The following is a 15798-nucleotide window of genomic DNA, read 5'->3' on the forward strand; positions in this document are numbered from 1 at the left end:
CTTTCTCAACACTCCCGGAACCCGAAGACCCCAGCGGAGGCGGCCTTCTAAGGAAAGCAATCCTCCATGTCAACCAGGCTTTTCAGCCTTTCCGCAAACCCGGAAACCGAAGCTCCCAAATCCACTTCGCAGACCCCGTCGCCGAGCCCTGCGCCCCGCCCGTTTCCGAGCGAGCGGCGGATATACGGACACCACCCCGAGTCCACAAGCCTCAAATCACACAAACTCCAACTATCTCAACGAACGCGAATCCACAGAACCGCGTCAGCCAGCCGCTATGTAGGTGCGCAGGCTCTCGGCTTCCTGAGTGGCTTCGGCAATCTGGCATTTGACGACATCGCCGATCGAGATGACGCCCGCTAGTTTACGGCCGCTCAGAACAGGCAGGTGGCGCACACGCCGATCCGTCATCCGCCCCATCAAGATCGCCACCGTTTCCGTCGGCTCCGCGAAGATCACCTCGGTTGTCATATAGAGGGACGAAGGATGCGACAGCGCCGCCGCGCCATCCTGAGAGATGGCTCGAACGATGTCCCGTTCCGAGAGAACGCCCACCACGTTATCATCCTGACAGACGATCAGAGCGCCGACCCGCCTGCGGTCCAGTTCGGCGCAGGCCTCGATCAACGGCGTTTCGGGCGACAGGGTGAAAACAGCCTGCCCCTTACCCTTGAGAATCTCGGCGACCAGCATGGCGGCTCCTTCCCGTCTCACAGAGAGGCGACCGCGGACCGGCCGCTACCTGGGACAGGATCGCTCAGACATCGGCGAGACGCAAATCCGGTCGCGACCCAAACCAGCGCCCCAACGGGCCAATCGCCAATATGCCGAACAGGAAGCCGAAGGCGTGGGCCTCCCAGGCGATGCTGGCGCCGCCTAGCCCAGGCGCCAGGCCGATCAGGCCGATGATCAGGTTGGCGGCCATCCAGGCCCCCGCCTGCTTCAGGACGGCGGAATGGAACAAGGGCATCACCCGGCCATGTCCCCCCATGAGACGGGTCGCCGCCCCGATCAGACCGAAAACCGCACCGGAGGCGCCGATCAGATAGCTTTCGCTCCCCGGATGGCACAGTGCATACCCCCCCGCCGCCGCCACGCCGCTGACAATATAGAGGGCCGCAAAGGCCAAAGGCCCCAGGCCGCGCGAAAGCAGCCGGGCGACCGGCGCGCCGAAGGCCAGGGCGCCGACCGCGTTCATCGCGACATGAGCCCAGCCGCCGTGCAGCAGCATGGAGGTGAGCAGGCCCGTCCAGCGCCCCTGTTCCAGGTCAATAGCCCGAAAGGCCATGGACATGCCCTGGTCCGGCAACCGCTCCTGGAACCAGTACAGAGCAGGCATGGAGGCGGCGATCAGCACCGGCAAGAAGGGGGCGTTGAAGATCCGCTCTCGCGTGGGATCGTTCGGGCCGTCGGTTGAAGTCTGCATAAGCCCTTGATGGACAAAGACCCGCGCAATCTCAAGCCGATCTTAAGACCCGCGTTCCAGAGTGGCACGCGGGTTGCTTGGCGACCCGCATCGACCTGCGGAGTGCTTCATGCCGTTTCAAAAACTGATCCTGACCGTCGCCGCCCTGGCCCTGCCCATCGTGGCGGCCGGCGCAGCGTCCGCCCAGTCGACCGGTTCTGCCGGCGCCGCTCAGTTTCAAGCGGGCTATGGCGCATCGCGCTACACCACCGCCCAGCCTTCCAGCGGCTCGACCCGCGACGCCAACGGCAACCGCCTGATCGTCAACGGCATCATCCAATCGGGGGCAAGCAGCTACTCCAGCTCAACCGCCGGGGTTTCGAGCGGCTACGCTGGAGCCGCCAACGGCAGGACGACCATCGGCGGCGCCACCGCCATCGGCAACAATCTGAACGTCGTGGTCCAGGGCAATCGGAACACGGTGATCGTCAACTCCACACAGAACAACACCGGAAACATCACCGCCGGGACCGCTCTGAACGGGACCTTGAATTTCTGATGACCGCATATCGCTTCAATCGCCCGCTGCGAGCCGCCGCCGTCGTGGCCGCCGTCGCCAGCCTTCTGGCCGGATGCGCCACCAGTGCTGGGCCGTCGGGCAACTATGCGACACCGATCGGCAACGCCCCGGTGACGTCGAATCCCACGCCCTATTCCACGGCGCTCTATTGCCTGGCCGACTATGCCCGCCGCTATAACCTGCCCTCGCCGCGCATGGCGGTCGGTCGGATCAGCGACTACACGGGCTCCATTTCCACGGACGGCGGGCGTCAGATCACCCAAGGCGCCTCCCTGATGGCGAATACGGCCCTGGCCAAGGCCGGTGCGCGTATTGTCGAACGCTATGACACCTCGGTGTCCGAGCTTGAGCTGCGCTACGCCAACAACAAGCTGATCAGCGACGATCAACCCAATGGCGCGCCCGAAGACGCGGCCTATCGCCGGATTCTGGCCGGTCAGGTGCCAGGCTCGGACTTCTATGTCGTCGGCGGCATCACCGAGGTGAACTACAACATCCGTTCGGGCGGCTTCGACATCGCCGGCGGCGAGGTCGAGGACAACGGCGGCTCGGGCCTGCTGACCCGCAAGGTCTTCGTCATGAACGTCGCCATCGACCTGCGCCTGGTTCAGACGACGACGCTCGAGGTGGTCGATGTCGTCTCCTATCAGAAGCAGATCGTCGGCCGTGAGATCTCAGCGGGCGTGTTCGACTTCCTGAACGGCAACGTCTTCGACATTTCCGCCGGCACCAGCGGGATGGAGCCGGTGCAACTGGCCGTCCGCGCCCTGGTGGAACGCGCCACTGTCGAGTTCATGGCCAACCTCTATGGCGCACCGGGTCCTGAGGTCTGCCTCAATCCCGCCAATGATCCTCTGGGCGACTCTCCTGTCGGCCCGACCGGCGGCTACTACCCCGCCTATGCAAATACGGAAACGAACAATGGTCAGACTCGCGCGGATCCGTCTCGCTGGCACGATCGCCGCGACGGCGATGTGCGCCGCGGCCGCTACTGAGGTCGCGGCCCAGGACCGCGGTCTGGTCCTGAACCAGCAGCTTCAGCTCGGCGACGTGGTGGCCGGCCAGACGTTGAACGTCGTGGACGTCAGCGATCAGGTCACCGTGTCCAACGTCGCTCAGGGCAATGAACTGATCGGCGCGGGCGACGGGCGGGATTTCGACGTCCGCTCGTCGCAAGACGCCCGCAATGACGTCTCCGCTGCGACTGTTCTGACGTTAGACGGCCCCACGGGACGCGTGACCAGCGTCACCCAGGCGCGTGGCAACTATCTAGCCGGGACAGCGACCCAGGCGCAGATGGGGATTGATGCAACCCAAGGGGTCAGCGGCGACGTGACGGCCTCCACCGAGATCACGGGGCAAGACGCCCAACTGGTCGGCGGCGGCACGATCGCCGCCTCGGCGCTCGGCAACACAGTAGCGCTTGCGGGCAACGGATCCGGCAGCAACCGCGCCGCCCTCCTCGGGACCATCGATCAGACCGCCACGGGCGTTGTGCGCGCGACCAATACGGCCTCGCCTCGCTTCGTGCGCGATCCAGCGGAGTTCTCCAGCCAGGCCGTCGCCAATGCGGTGCAGACCACCTCCGGCCCTTCGGCCAATCAAGAACTGGAAGTGCGCCAGCGGTCTTCGGGCGCCCTGGTCGAAGCCGATACCGGGATCTACGCCGGCAATGGCTGGAACCTGGCGGCGCGCGCTCATGCAGGCGGCAACCAGGCGGGCTTCTACAATCAGGGCGGGTCCCTGGTGACTACTACGGATCAGGCCAACAGCGCCGTCATCCGCAGCGAAGCGGAACTCAGTTCCTATGACTTCGGCAAGGCCACAGCCTCTGCCAGCGCCATCGCCAACGAGGTGAACGTCGGCAACAACGACATCTATGTCGACATCGACAATACCCAGCTGAACACGGGCGGCGTAGAAGCAACGGCCTCCTTTGTCGGACAGAAGGGCTATGACGCCTATGTAGGCGCCAATGCGGCAGGCAACTCGGTCACAGGCTATGCCTGCGGGGACTGCGGCGGAGACCTGAACGCTCGCAACGTCCAGACCAACAGCGGCAATGTCAGCGCCTTCGCCAACACGACGATCAATGGGTCGGGCCGCAATGTCATCGCCGGCGCCAATGCTGTGGGCAACACGGCGACCTTCTATGTCACCCGGACCGGCGGAAATTAACTTTCGGTAACTTGAGGCAGTCAAGGACCTTTGTCACGTTGATCGAACGTGCATATGCCATTGCACGCGACCATCACCGTGCAGGGCCGCAGTCAGTCCCGGGGGCAGCCTGATCGCACGGTTCGGAGACTACTGAATGCGTTCCCCTCGCCGTCTGTTGCTGCTTGCCGCCTCCAGCCTCGCCCTCCTGGGCGGGGCCGCCCTGCCCGCCGCCGCCCAGGACGCCCTGCCGTCCAGCCCCTGGGCCCAGGGCGCCAGCGACATTCCCGTCGATCAGAACGTGCGCTTCGGCACCCTGCCGAACGGCATGCGCTACGCCATCATGAAGAACGCCACTCCCCCCGGACAGGCATCGCTGCGCCTGCGGATCGCGGCCGGTTCGCTGATGGAGAACGACGACCAGCTGGGTCTGGCCCACTTCATGGAGCACATGGCCTTCAACGGCACGACCAATGTGCCCGAGAACGAGCTGCTGCGAATCCTGGAACGTCTCGGTCTGGCCTTCGGCGCCGACACCAACGCCTTCACCAGCTTCGACCAGACCGCCTATACCCTGGAGCTGCCGCGCACCAACGACGAGACCGTCGATACCTCGCTGCGCATCATGCGCGAGCAGGTCTCGGAGGCCCTGATGAACGCCAAGGACATCGACGACGAACGCGGCGTCATCGAGGGCGAAGAGCGCCTGCGCAACACGCCGGGCCTGCGCTCGCTCAAAGCTCAGATCGCCCTGCTGGCGCCCGGACAGCGCCTGGCCAACCGCCTGCCGATCGGCGACCTCAGCATCATCCGCACGGCCCCGCGCGAACGCTTCGTCGAGTTCTACAACGCCTATTACCGCCCCGAACGCGCCACCATGATCGCGGTCGGCGACTTCGACGTCGATCAGATGGAAGCCAAGATCAAGGCGACCTTCGGCGACTGGACGCCCAAGGCCCCGGACGGCCCGAATCCCGATCTGGGAACCGTCGCGCCGCGTTCGGCCGAAACCCGCATCCTGGTCGAGCCGGGCATCCAGTCCTCGATCCAGTTGAACTGGATCCGCAACCCTGACCTGGACCCCGACACCGTCGCCGAACGTCGTGAAGCCCTGGTGCAGAACCTGGGCCTCGCGGTTCTGAACCGTCGTCTGGGCGAGATCGCCCGCGCCGACAATCCGCCCTTCATCGGCGCCAGCGCCAGCAAGGGCAGCCTGTTCGACACGGTCGACCTCGGCAGCGTCTCGGCCAGCTTCAACCCCGGCGGCCTCAAGCGTGCGCTGGAAACCATTGAGCAGGAGCAGCGCCGCCTGGTGCAGTTCGGCGTGACCCAGACCGAGCTGGACCGCGAGATCGCCAATACCCGCACGGCGCTTGAGAACGCCGTCCAGGCCGCCGCAACGCGCAGCACCCCGGCCCTGGCCAACGCCCTGCTGGGTTCGGCCAACGACGACAAGGTCTTCTCCTCCCCGGCCGATAACCTCGCCCGCTTCGAGGCCAGCGTGAAGGATCTGAAGGCCGAGCAGGTCAGCACGGCGGTCAAGGCCGTGTTCGAAGGCTACGGCCCTCTGGCTCTGGTCATCACGCCCGAAGCAATCGAAGGCGGCGAAGCGGGCGTCACCGCCGCCCTGGAAGCCAGCCGCGCCGTCGCCGTCACAGCCCGCGCCGAACAGGCCCAGTTGGAATGGCCCTACGCCGACTTCGGCGCCGCCGCAGTTCCGAGCAGCCGCACGGAGGTCGCCGCCGTCGGCGCCACGGTCGTCACCTTCCCCAATGGCGTACGCCTGACGGTCAAACCGACCGACTTCAAGGACGAGCAGATCCTGATGACGGTTCGCACCGGCATCGGCGAAGAAGGCCTGCCGACCGACCGCTTCACCTCCCAGATGCTGGCCCCGATGGTCTTCACCCAGGGCGGCCTCGGCAAGCTGACGGCGGATGAACTGAGCCGCGTCCTGACCGGCAAGATCTACAGCGCCGGCTTCTCGATCGACGGCGACGCCTATCAGCTGTCGGGCGCGACCCGCCCCGCCGATCTGCAACTGCAGATGCAGGTGCTGGCCGCCTATCTGACCGATCCGGGCCTGCGCCCGGCCCCGTTCGAGCAGATCAAGGCCTTCTTCCCGCAGATCCTGGCCCAACAGGTGGCCACGCCCGGCGGCGCCTTCGGCATCCAGGCCGCCGGCCTGCTGGCCAGCGGCGACAAGCGTGAGACGGTGCCGGCGGCTTCGGACATCGCCGCCTTCACCCTGGATGAGCTGAAGCAAGGCGTCGTTCAGGGCCTGTCGTCCGGCCCGATCGACATCGTCATGGTCGGCGACGTCACGGTCGATGATGCGATCAAGGCCGTGGCCTCGACCTTCGCCGCCCTGCCGACCCGCGCGCCGGCGGCCCAGCCCCTGCCGGGTTCGGACCAGCGTCGCTTCCCGGCGCCGACCGCCCAGCCGGTGCGCCTGACCCACTCGGGTCCGGCAGAACAGGCATTGGGCTATATTGCCTGGCCGACGACCGACGCCGTCGATGACCGCACCGAGGCCCGCAAGGTCAGCATCCTGTCCGAGGTCTTCAAGCTGCGGGTGCTGGAGGAAATCCGTGAGAAACAGGCCCTGGCCTATTCTCCGCGCGTCTCCTCCTCGTCCTCGGACGTGTTCAAGGGCTATGGCTCCATCTTCGTGATGGCCGAGACGGCGGCGGACAAGCTGCCCGCCTTCTACGCGACTGTGGATGCGATCACCGCCTCCTTGCGCGACGCCCCCGTGACCGAGGACGAACTGAACCGTGCGCGTCTGCCGGTCATCGAGTCCCTGCGTCGCAGCCAGGCCGGCAACGAGTACTGGCTGGGCCAACTCGAAGACCTGGCCGCCGAGCCGGCTTCGCTGGAACAGATCCAGACGCACATCAGCGATCTGGAATCCTTCACCGCCGCCGATATTCAGGCCGCCGCACGGCAGTACCTGAAGGCGGACACGGCGTGGAAGGCCGAGGTCGTGTCGGACAAGGCTGCGGCCCAGTAAGGTCAGAAAGAAAGAGGGCCCCGATCCAGCGGATCGGGGCCCCAAGTCTTTTGGCCTATCGACGGAGAGCCGATGGCGGCAATCTAGGTCAGTCTGCCTGACGCCAGGCTGAACGCCCTGTTCAGAAGACCCGGCCGCCGACGCCGCCGTCCAGCATGATGACCGCACCCGAGGCGACAGTCCCGGCGGTCTCGACCATCTCCTCACGGTATTCGGTGTAGGTTTCCTCGCGGATCATGGTCAGCACCTTCACGCCCGCGCCATAGCGGCGCAGCAGCGAGCGCTCGTTGCAGTCCCGTTCCTGCTTCTCGGGACGACACTCCAACTGACCGCCGCGGCCATACCACAGGGCCTCGCGCTTGTTGCAGTTGATGGTCTCACCCGAACCGCCAGCCTCGTCAGCGATGGTCCATTGCAGCTTGGTGCCGGCGATGCAGCGATACAGCTCACCCTCATAGTCCATCGCCACGTCGCGACCCGGACGAACCTGAGAGGCCGGATGCGGCACGGCGCGATCGTCGATGCAGACGGCCTGGATGACCACCCGCTTCTCCATCCGGCGCGAGGCCATGTAGGGGACGCGGACCATTTCCATGGTCTTGCCTTCGACCGACAGGCCCTGGATCGTCGTGGGATAGGGCTGGTCGACGTTGAAGTAGGCGCCGCCGCCACCGCCGACGATCACCGTGGCGCCGCTGCGCGAACCCGCAAAGGCGCGGGCCGTAGCCGAGGCGTTCGCGCTAGCATTTACATTGACGTTGACGTTCACATTGCCGCCCGAGCCGCAGCACGGCGGAGTCACCGGCGGCTGACAGCCGCCTCCGCCGCAAGGCCCGCCCGGGATCGGGGGCGGAGGCGGCGGCGGCGGCGGTTGGCAGGTATTGCCGCCGCACTGGGCCGCAGCAGCGTCGGCCATCGCCATGAAGCCCGCAAAGGCTCCAACCGACGCCAGCAAAGTCTTGATCCGCACCCGCATGGGTTGGGCTCCTGCATTGTTCTTCGCGCCGCGCCTTGCAAGTCGCGGGCCGGTCCAATGCAGGATGAAAGCGCAAAAGCCTTGCGTTTCCGTTGCCCTGAAGGCGCAACTTGGTCCGCAAACTGTGCCATCCTGATGCGCCGTCCGAATTCCGGGGTTCAGGCCAGCGGATGCAGGTCCTGCACATAGCGTTTCCAGTTCTGCACATAGTGCTGGGCTGAGATACGCAGGGCCTCGATCTGTCCCTGGTCAAGGTCCCGCACCACCTTGCCGGGCTGACCCATGACCAGGGAGTTGTCAGGAATGACCTTGCCCTCCGTGATCAGGGCGTTGGCGCCGATCAGGCAGTTCTTACCGATGCGCGCCCCGTTCAGGATCACCGCCCCGATGCCGACCAGGCTGTTGTCGCCGATAGTGCAGCCATGCAGCATGGCCTTGTGCCCCACGGTGACCCCTGCACCGATGGTCAGAGGAGAACCGACGTCGGTGTGCAGGATGCTGCCGTCCTGAATATTGCTGTCGCGGCCGATCACGATGGGATCATTGTCGCCTCGCAAAACCGTGTTGAACCAGATGCTGGCGCCGGGATGCAGAATCACATTCCCTAAGACCGTTGCATTCGGCGCGATCCAGTATTCGCCCTCCGGCGGAAGCTGCGGCTTGCTGTCGCCAAGACTGTAAACACTCATCCGAACACCGCCTATGTTTCAGAAAATGATGGCTTTAAGCCTTCATAAACTACGCTAGCATCAAATTGTTGATGCGATTCGAGGTCGCCATTTCGGCCCCGGATCCGAAGCCGGATCAAGCCCGGTCCGGTCAGATACTGGAGAATGCGCGTGGCGTGTTCGCGACCGGTTCCGGGACGACGCCTCTGCTGCGGCGACGATCCTGCTGCTGATCCGGGCGGCTGCTGCGTGGCTCCGGTCCCCTCCTCCCCCACCGACGACCAAGGCGTGTCCCTGCCGGGCGCGCCTTTTTTCATGCCCTGGAGGCGTTCATGACGAAGCGTTCGGCCATCAAGCATCAAGTCCGTGAAGGCGTGCTGGACTCGCGGGAGTTCCTGCAGGACGCCAAAGTCCGGCGATTGCCGCCGCGCAACGGCTGGTCGCCCTACCCCTCCAACGACGAGCGCGACCAGGGCTATCTCAAGACGCTGAAGCCCAAGTCGGACGGCCAGGCCGAGTTGATGACCGCCGTCGACCACGCCAACCTGGTTCTGGCCCTGGGCCCGGCCGGGACCGGCAAGACCTATCTGGCCGTGGCCAAGGCGGTCGAGGCGCTGGAGGCGGGCAAGGTCGGGCGCATCGTCCTGTCGCGCCCCGCCGTCGAGGCCGGGGAGTCGATCGGCTTCCTGCCGGGCGACATGGAGGACAAGCTGGCCCCCTATCTGCGCCCCCTCTACGACGCCCTTTCCGACCGTCTCAGCATGAAGCGGGTCAAGGCTCTGATGGCCGAGGGCCTGATCGAGATCGCCCCCATCGGCTACATGCGCGGCCGTACGCTGAACAATGCCTTCATCGTGGTGGATGAGGCCCAGAACTGCACCTACGTCCAGCTCAAGATGCTGCTGACCCGGCTGGGCTGGCACTCGACCATGGTGGTGACGGGCGATCCGCATCAGTCGGACCTGCTGCCGGGCGTGTCAGGCCTGTCGGACATCGCCGAGCGGCTGGAGGCCGTGCCCGAGATCGCCGTGGTCCGCCTGGCCGAACGCGACATCGTGCGCCACCCCTTGGTCGCGAGCATGATCGGCGTCCTGTAAGCCCCCCTGTCAGGACGCGGGTGCGGAAGAGGCCCGGAGGGCGATCTCCGGGCCTCTTCTCATCACATGACGTCGGCCAGGGTCGCTTTAGGCTCTTCCTTCTTGGGCGGCGTGACCACCCGCCCGCCCATCCGGTCGATCAGGGCGAAGACGAAGGGATTGAGCGAGATCGACAGCAGGGCCGCAGCCAGGATCAGGTCGTGGGTCTCGCGGCTCATGGCGCCCAGGGACACCGAGATGGCGGCCAGGATGAAGGAGAATTCCCCGATCTGGGCCAGGGCGGCGGCGACGGTCAGGCTGGTCGGGCGGTCCAGCTTGAACGCCGTGGTGATGGCCAGGGCCGCCAGCGACTTGCCGACGATGACGATGCCGAGGACGCCCAAGACCGCCAGGGGCTCGCGCACCAGGATCATGGGATCGAACAGCATGCCCACCGAGACGAAGAAGAGCACCGCAAAAGCGTCGCGCAACGGCAGCGAGCGCTCGGCGGCGTTGTGGCCCAGCGGCGAGCTGTTCAGCACCAGACCGGCCAGGAAGGCGCCTAGAGCAAACGAGTGGAACAGGTAGTAGGCGACCCAGGCGATTCCCAGGGCGATGGCCAGAACGCCGAGGGTGAACAGTTCGCGCGACTTGGTGTGGGCGATGCGCACCAGCACCCAGGGCAGGACCTTGGCGCCGACCACCAGCATGACGCTGACGAAGCCGGCGACCTTGACCAGGGTCCAGCCGATGGACTTGGCCAGTTCTGCGCCGCTCAGCGTCTCGCCCGGCTGGATGATCAGCAGGGGCAGCATGACCAGGGCGATAACGATCACCAGGTCCTCTACGATCAGCCAGCCCATGGCGATGCGCCCGGCGTCGCTCTTGAGCTGTTTGCGCTCTTCCAGCGCCCGCAGCAGGACCACGGTCGAGGCGACCGACAAGGAGAAGCCCAGCAGCAGGGCCTCGACGTCGCCGAGACCGAGCAGGAAGCGGCCCAGAACCCAACCCAGGACAGTGGCGGCGGCGATCTGGACCAGGGCGCCGGGGATGGCGACCTTGCGCACCTTCATCAGGTCCGCCAGCGAGAAGTGCAGCCCGACCCCGAACATCAGAAGGATGACGCCGATCTCGGCCAACTGGGGCGCCAGCTCGGTGTCGGCGACGAAGCCGCCCGTATAGGGGCCGACCGCCACGCCGGCGACCAGATAGCCGACCAGGGGCGACAGCTTCAGCCGATTGGCCAACATGCCGAACACGAAGGCGAGGACGAAGCCTCCGACCAGGGTGATAATCAGGCTGTCGGCATGCGGCATCGGCGCTCCTGCATCGGTGAAGGGTTTCCTTGGGGCTGGAAGCCTTCATCTGGGGGCGCGAGGCCGCCACGGCAAGGCTTTCATCTCCATTTTACCGGGATGAAACCGATTTGGAACAGTCAAAGTTGCGTGCGCGACGACGGGTCGCGGAATGCCCCACTCGCTCATCCCGATCTTCGCCGGGATGAGCGGTAAGTCGAGTGAGCTACGCCCTGACCGCCCGGCTGGCGTCGACCCCGAGGGCGGCCAGGGCCGTGGCGGCGATGTGGTCGGCGTCGAGGCCGGCCTGGGCGTACATGATCTCAGGCTTGTCCTGATCCTGGAAGATGTCGGGCAGGTTGAGCGTGCGGATCTTGAGGCCGCCGTCCAGCGCGCCCTTCTCGGCCAGCAACTGAAGCACGAAGGCGCCGAAGCCGCCCATGGCACCCTCTTCCACCGTGATCAGGCATTCGTGTTCGCGCGCCAGGCGCAGGATCATGTCGGCGTCCAGCGGCTTGGCGAAACGGGCGTCGGCGACGGTGGCCGAGACGCCGCGCGCGGCCAGCAGGTCGGCGGCTTTCAGCGATTCCTGCAGGCGGGTGCCCAGCGACAGGATGGCGACGGACGTGCCTTCGCGGACGATGCGGCCCTTGCCGATCTCCAGCGGGGCGGCCAGTTCGGGGATTTCCACGCCGACGCCGTCGCCGCGCGGGTAACGGAAGGCGCTGGGCCGGTCGTCGATGGCCAGGGAGGTCGAGATCATGGCCGCCAGTTCGGCCTCATCCGAGGCGGCCATCAGCACCATGCCGGGCAGAGCCCCCATGAAGCCGATGTCGAAGCTGCCCGCATGGGTGGCGCCGTCAGCGCCGACCAGACCGGCGCGGTCCATGGCGAAGCGCACCGGCAGGGACTGGATCGCCACGTCGTGGACGACCTGATCATAACCGCGCTGCAGGAAGGTCGAATAGATGGCGCAGACCGGCTTGATCCCGTCGGCGGCCAGACCGGCGGCGAAGGTCACGGCGTGCTGCTCGGCGATGCCGACGTCGAAGGTGCGGTCGGGGAAGGCCTGACCGAACAGGTCCAGCCCGGTGCCGGTCGGCATGGCGGCGGTGATGGCCACGATGCTGGGATCGTTCTGCGCGTGCTTGATCAGCTCCGTGCCGAAGACCTTGGTGTAGCTGGGGGCGTTGGAGACGGCCTTGGCCTGCTTGCCCGAGACCACGTCGAACTTGACCACGCCGTGATACTTGTCGGCGCTGTTCTCGGCGGGGGCGTAGCCCTTGCCCTTTTGCGTGACGACGTGGACCAACACCGGACGGTCAGTGATGGCGGCGGCGTTCTTCAGGATGGGGACCAGGTTCTCCATGTCGTGACCGTCGATCGGCCCGATGTAGTAGAAGCCCAGCTCCTCGAAGAAGGTGCCGCCGACGATCATGCCGCGGGCGTATTCCTCGGCCTTGCGCGCCGCATCGCGGAAGGGGCGCGGCATGTGGTCGACGAACTTCTTTCCGACCTTGCGGATGTTCTGATAGGCGCCGCCCGAGACCTGTTTGGCCAGATAGGCGCTCATGCCGCCGACGGGCGGAGCGATCGACATGTCGTTGTCGTTCAGCACCACCATCAGCTGGCCGTGGGTGGCCTCGGCGGCGTTGTTCATCGCCTCATAGGCCATGCCCGCCGACATGGAGCCGTCGCCGATCACGGCCACGACCCGGTTCTTCTCGCCCTTGGCGTCGCGGGCGGCGGCGAAGCCCAGCGCAGCGCTGATCGAGGTCGAGGCGTGGGCCGCGCCGAAGGGGTCGTATTCGCTTTCCGAACGCTTGGTGAAGCCGGACAGGCCGCCGCCCTGGCGCAGGGTGCGGATGCGGTCGCGACGCCCGGTCAGAATCTTGTGCGGATAGCACTGATGGCCGACGTCCCAGATCAGGATGTCCTTGGGCGTCTCGAACACATGGTGCAGGGCGACGGTCAGCTCGACCACGCCCAGCGCCGAGCCCAGGTGGCCGCCGGTGACGGAGACCGCGTCGATGGTCTCGGCCCGCACCTCGTCCGCCAGCTGTTTCAGCTGGTGAACGTCCAAGCCCCGCGTGTCGGCGGGAAACTTGACGGTGTCGAGTAGCGGGGTGTGGGGCATGGGTATCGGAGGCCTTTGACGCGGGACGTCATATTCTAACCCGCGGGAGGCGGGCGCGTTTCCTATCAGGACCGGCGTTTAAGCACAAAGTCCACGCTGGCCTTGAGGATTTCGGCCTCGTGGCCGAACAGGTCAAGGTGCGAGCGGGCCTGATCGGCCAGGTGCGCGACCCTCTGTCGCGCCGCCTCGACGCCCAGCAGGGTGACGAAATTGGTCTTGCCGAGCGCCGCGTCCTTGCCGCCGGCGGCCTTGCCCATCTCCTCGGCCGAACCTTCCGCGTCCAGAACATCGTCGATGATCTGATAGGCCAGACCCACGTCGTGGGCGAAGCTGGTCAGGGCGTGCCAGGCGTCCTCGCCACCGCGCGAGATGATCAGCGGGATCTCGAAGGCGTAGGCGAACAGGGCGCCGGTCTTCAGACGCTGCATCCGCGCGACGCCGCCGAGGTCGTCGCGAACGCCCAGCAGGTCGATCATCTGGCCGCCGGCCATGCCGCGTGCGCCGGAGGCAAAGGACAGGCGCCGCGCCAGCTCGCAGCGCACGACCGCGTCGTCGTGGGTATCTTCGTCCAGGATGATGTCGAAGGCGGCGGTCTGCAGCGCGTCGCCGGCCAGGATGGCGGTCGCCTCGTCATAGGCGATGTGCAGGGTCGGACGGCCGCGACGCACGTCGTCGTCGTCCATGGCCGGCAGGTCGTCATGCACCAGGGAATAGGCGTGGACGCATTCCAGGGCGCAGGCGGCGCGCAGGACGGCCTGCTCGTCGACCTCCAGCATCCGGCCCGCCTCGATAGCGAAGAAGGGACGCAGACGCTTGCCGGGGCCGAGCGCGGCGTAGCGCATGGCCTCGGTCAGACGCGATTCCGGGCCGTCGGCGCGGGGCAGCAACTCGTCCAGGGCGACAGTGACCAGATCGGCGATCTCGGCCACCCGGTCGATGACGGCCTGTTCCGGGGAGTTGGCGGCGAGCATGGTCAAAACAGTCTCCCGCCCAGCGGCAGGTCGCGATCGACGCCGACCAGAACGACCTCGCCGTCTGCATCGGGGAAGCCCAGGGTCAGAACCTCGGACTTCACCGGCCCGATCTGGCGCGGCGGGAAGTTGACCACCGCGGCGACCTTGCGACCGTGCAGTTCGTCGAGGGTGTAGTGATGGGTGATCTGGGCCGAAGACTTCTTGACGCCAATGGCGGGGCCGAAGTCGATGGTCAGCTTGTAGGCGGGCTTGCGCGCTTCGGGGAAGGGCTCGGCCTTGACGATCTGGCCGACGCGGACATCGACCTTGAGGAAGTCGTCGAAGCCGATGGGCGGCGCGAGGTCGGCGTCCGACATCAACCGAACTCGGCCGGTTCGACGCCCTTGGCCTGGCCGTCGACGCCGACGACGATCTTCTCGACCCGCAACTGGGCGGCTTTCAGCCGGGCCTCGCAGTGGGCCTTGAGGCGCGCGCCTTCTTCGTAAAGGGCGATGGACTCTTCCAGCGGGGCCTGGCCGGACTCCAGACGCGAGACGATGCCCTCCAGGCGCGACAGGGCGTCCTCGAAGCTGAGATCGGTGGAAACGGCGGGGGAAGCGGAGACGTCGGTCATGATGGCCGCAACCTAGAGAGGCAGGCGCGGCGCATCAACGACGAAAGGCGTCAGCGCTTCTCGTAGCGACGTTGTGACCAGTATTTGAAGCCCTGGTTGTGGGCCAGGCGCCAGCCGTGGAGCTTCAACTTCTGGCCGACCATGTGGTTGAAATAGCCATGGGCCAGAACCAGGACGTCATGGCCTTCCGAGGCGCGGGCGATCAGGACGCGGGCGGCTTGATCAGCGCGGGCTTCGGCCTCGGCGCGAGTTTCCTGGCCTTCGTGGTGGTTGAAGACGTGCCACCAGAAGCGCGAGATCACGCCCCAGTAGCGCGGCGACAGCTTGATCCACGCCGGGAAATGCGGCGGCGGCAGGGGCGCCTCGATGAACAGGGCGTCGACCAGGACTTCTCGGTCCCGGGCCACGGCGCGGGCCGTTTCCTGGGCGCGCGGACGAGTGGAGGCGTAGATGGCCCCCGCGCCCTCGGCGGCGCTCAGCAGGGCCTGGGGCGGAGTCTGACCGGCGCGCAGGCCGCCAACCTCATAACGGCCCCACCAGTCACGATAATCATCCGAAGTGATCAGACATTTGCGCGACAGGGCCGGCTCGCCGTGGCGGGCCAGGATGATGGCGCCGAAGGCCGGCGTCGCCTGGATGGCGCGGGGCGCCTCAGAAGGCGTCGATGCGGCGGATTCGGTGTGAGTCATGAGAGCGGGAGACGTCATAGCACGGGGAGCAGCCTGTGAAATCAAGGCTTTGGCGTCCCTCAATCCCCCCGATTGCGGTTGACGGGGCAGGCATGTCGTCCGCCCCTTGGAAGATGGTGGTAGCTCCCGCCGCGCGCCCCTGCAACCACCAAGCTATGACAGGCTCGCGAGCAGCCCCTGCGGCCTCGACCGCGGCCTTCGGCGGCGCTATGGCC

15 protein-coding genes are annotated in these 15798 nt (G+C 66.3%); 5 read left to right on the forward strand and 10 right to left on the reverse strand.

Annotated elements, in window-relative coordinates:
• Positions 1-264: 264 nt before the first annotated feature.
• Together RTY13_RS14635 and RTY13_RS14640 are read right to left on the reverse strand one after the other, a co-directional pair.
• Complete coding sequence (locus tag RTY13_RS14635) at positions 265-693, reverse strand: CBS domain-containing protein (protein WP_312784499.1); 429 nt, start codon at positions 691-693, stop codon at positions 265-267.
• A 64-nt stretch (positions 694-757) separates the two neighbouring features.
• Complete coding sequence (locus RTY13_RS14640) at positions 758-1426, reverse strand: rhomboid family intramembrane serine protease (RefSeq protein WP_312784501.1); 669 nt, start codon at positions 1424-1426, stop codon at positions 758-760.
• 109 nt (positions 1427-1535) lie between these two features.
• Here RTY13_RS14640 and hfaA point away from each other — a divergent pair, with 109 nt between their 5' ends.
• From hfaA to RTY13_RS14660, 4 genes are all read left to right on the forward strand, one after another.
• Complete coding sequence (gene hfaA / locus RTY13_RS14645) at positions 1536-1964, forward strand: holdfast anchoring protein HfaA (RefSeq protein WP_312784503.1); 429 nt, start codon at positions 1536-1538, stop codon at positions 1962-1964.
• Entirely contained in the window at positions 1964-2980 is a 1017-nt protein-coding gene (gene hfaB / locus RTY13_RS14650) for a holdfast anchoring protein HfaB (protein ID WP_312784506.1), read from the forward strand. The genes hfaA and hfaB overlap by 1 nt, the downstream gene beginning before the upstream one ends.
• Positions 2907-4163, forward strand: coding sequence for a holdfast anchor protein HfaD (gene hfaD, locus RTY13_RS14655; RefSeq protein ID WP_312784507.1), 1257 nt, complete (start codon positions 2907-2909; stop codon positions 4161-4163). The genes hfaB and hfaD overlap by 74 nt, the downstream gene beginning before the upstream one ends.
• 136 nt (positions 4164-4299) lie before the next feature.
• The gene (locus tag RTY13_RS14660; protein WP_312784508.1) at positions 4300-7155 is read left to right on the forward strand and encodes an insulinase family protein; all 2856 of its coding nucleotides are present in this window, start codon (positions 4300-4302) and stop codon (positions 7153-7155) included.
• Between the two features lie 121 nt (positions 7156-7276).
• Here the strand turns inward: RTY13_RS14660 and RTY13_RS14665 are convergent, their stop codons facing one another.
• Together RTY13_RS14665 and RTY13_RS14670 are read right to left on the reverse strand one after the other, a co-directional pair.
• Complete coding sequence (locus RTY13_RS14665; protein ID WP_312784509.1) at positions 7277-8131, reverse strand: hypothetical protein; 855 nt, start codon at positions 8129-8131, stop codon at positions 7277-7279.
• A gap of 158 nt (positions 8132-8289) precedes the next feature.
• Positions 8290-8820, reverse strand: coding sequence for a gamma carbonic anhydrase family protein (locus RTY13_RS14670; RefSeq protein ID WP_312784510.1), 531 nt, complete (start codon positions 8818-8820; stop codon positions 8290-8292).
• Between the two features lie 299 nt (positions 8821-9119).
• Here RTY13_RS14670 and RTY13_RS14675 point away from each other — a divergent pair, with 299 nt between their 5' ends.
• On the forward strand, positions 9120-9896 hold the full coding sequence (locus RTY13_RS14675) for a PhoH family protein (RefSeq protein ID WP_312784674.1): 777 nt from the start codon (positions 9120-9122) through the stop codon (positions 9894-9896).
• Positions 9897-9958: 62 nt separating this feature from the next.
• Here the strand turns inward: RTY13_RS14675 and RTY13_RS14680 are convergent, their stop codons facing one another.
• The 6 genes from RTY13_RS14680 to RTY13_RS14705 form a co-directional block, all read right to left on the reverse strand.
• Positions 9959-11191: a cation:proton antiporter gene (locus RTY13_RS14680; RefSeq protein ID WP_312784511.1), complete on the reverse strand. Its 1233-nt coding sequence runs from the start codon at positions 11189-11191 to the stop codon at positions 9959-9961.
• 205 nt (positions 11192-11396) lie between these two features.
• Positions 11397-13307 (reverse strand): 1-deoxy-D-xylulose-5-phosphate synthase, encoded by a 1911-nt coding sequence (gene dxs / locus RTY13_RS14685; RefSeq protein WP_312784512.1) that lies wholly within the window; start codon positions 13305-13307, stop codon positions 11397-11399.
• 65 nt (positions 13308-13372) lie between these two features.
• Entirely contained in the window at positions 13373-14278 is a 906-nt protein-coding gene (locus RTY13_RS14690; RefSeq protein WP_312784676.1) for a farnesyl diphosphate synthase, read from the reverse strand.
• A 2-nt stretch (positions 14279-14280) separates the two neighbouring features.
• The gene (locus RTY13_RS14695; RefSeq protein WP_312784513.1) at positions 14281-14637 is read right to left on the reverse strand and encodes a tRNA-binding protein; all 357 of its coding nucleotides are present in this window, start codon (positions 14635-14637) and stop codon (positions 14281-14283) included.
• Complete coding sequence (locus RTY13_RS14700) at positions 14637-14894, reverse strand: exodeoxyribonuclease VII small subunit (protein WP_312784515.1); 258 nt, start codon at positions 14892-14894, stop codon at positions 14637-14639. The genes RTY13_RS14695 and RTY13_RS14700 overlap by 1 nt, the downstream gene beginning before the upstream one ends.
• A gap of 50 nt (positions 14895-14944) precedes the next feature.
• Positions 14945-15583, reverse strand: coding sequence for a histidine phosphatase family protein (locus RTY13_RS14705; RefSeq protein WP_312784517.1), 639 nt, complete (start codon positions 15581-15583; stop codon positions 14945-14947).
• Positions 15584-15798 lie beyond the last annotated feature (215 nt).

The organism is Brevundimonas sp. (genome assembly GCF_032055285.1).
In the GTDB taxonomy this organism is placed as follows: Bacteria; Pseudomonadota; Alphaproteobacteria; order Caulobacterales; family Caulobacteraceae; genus Brevundimonas.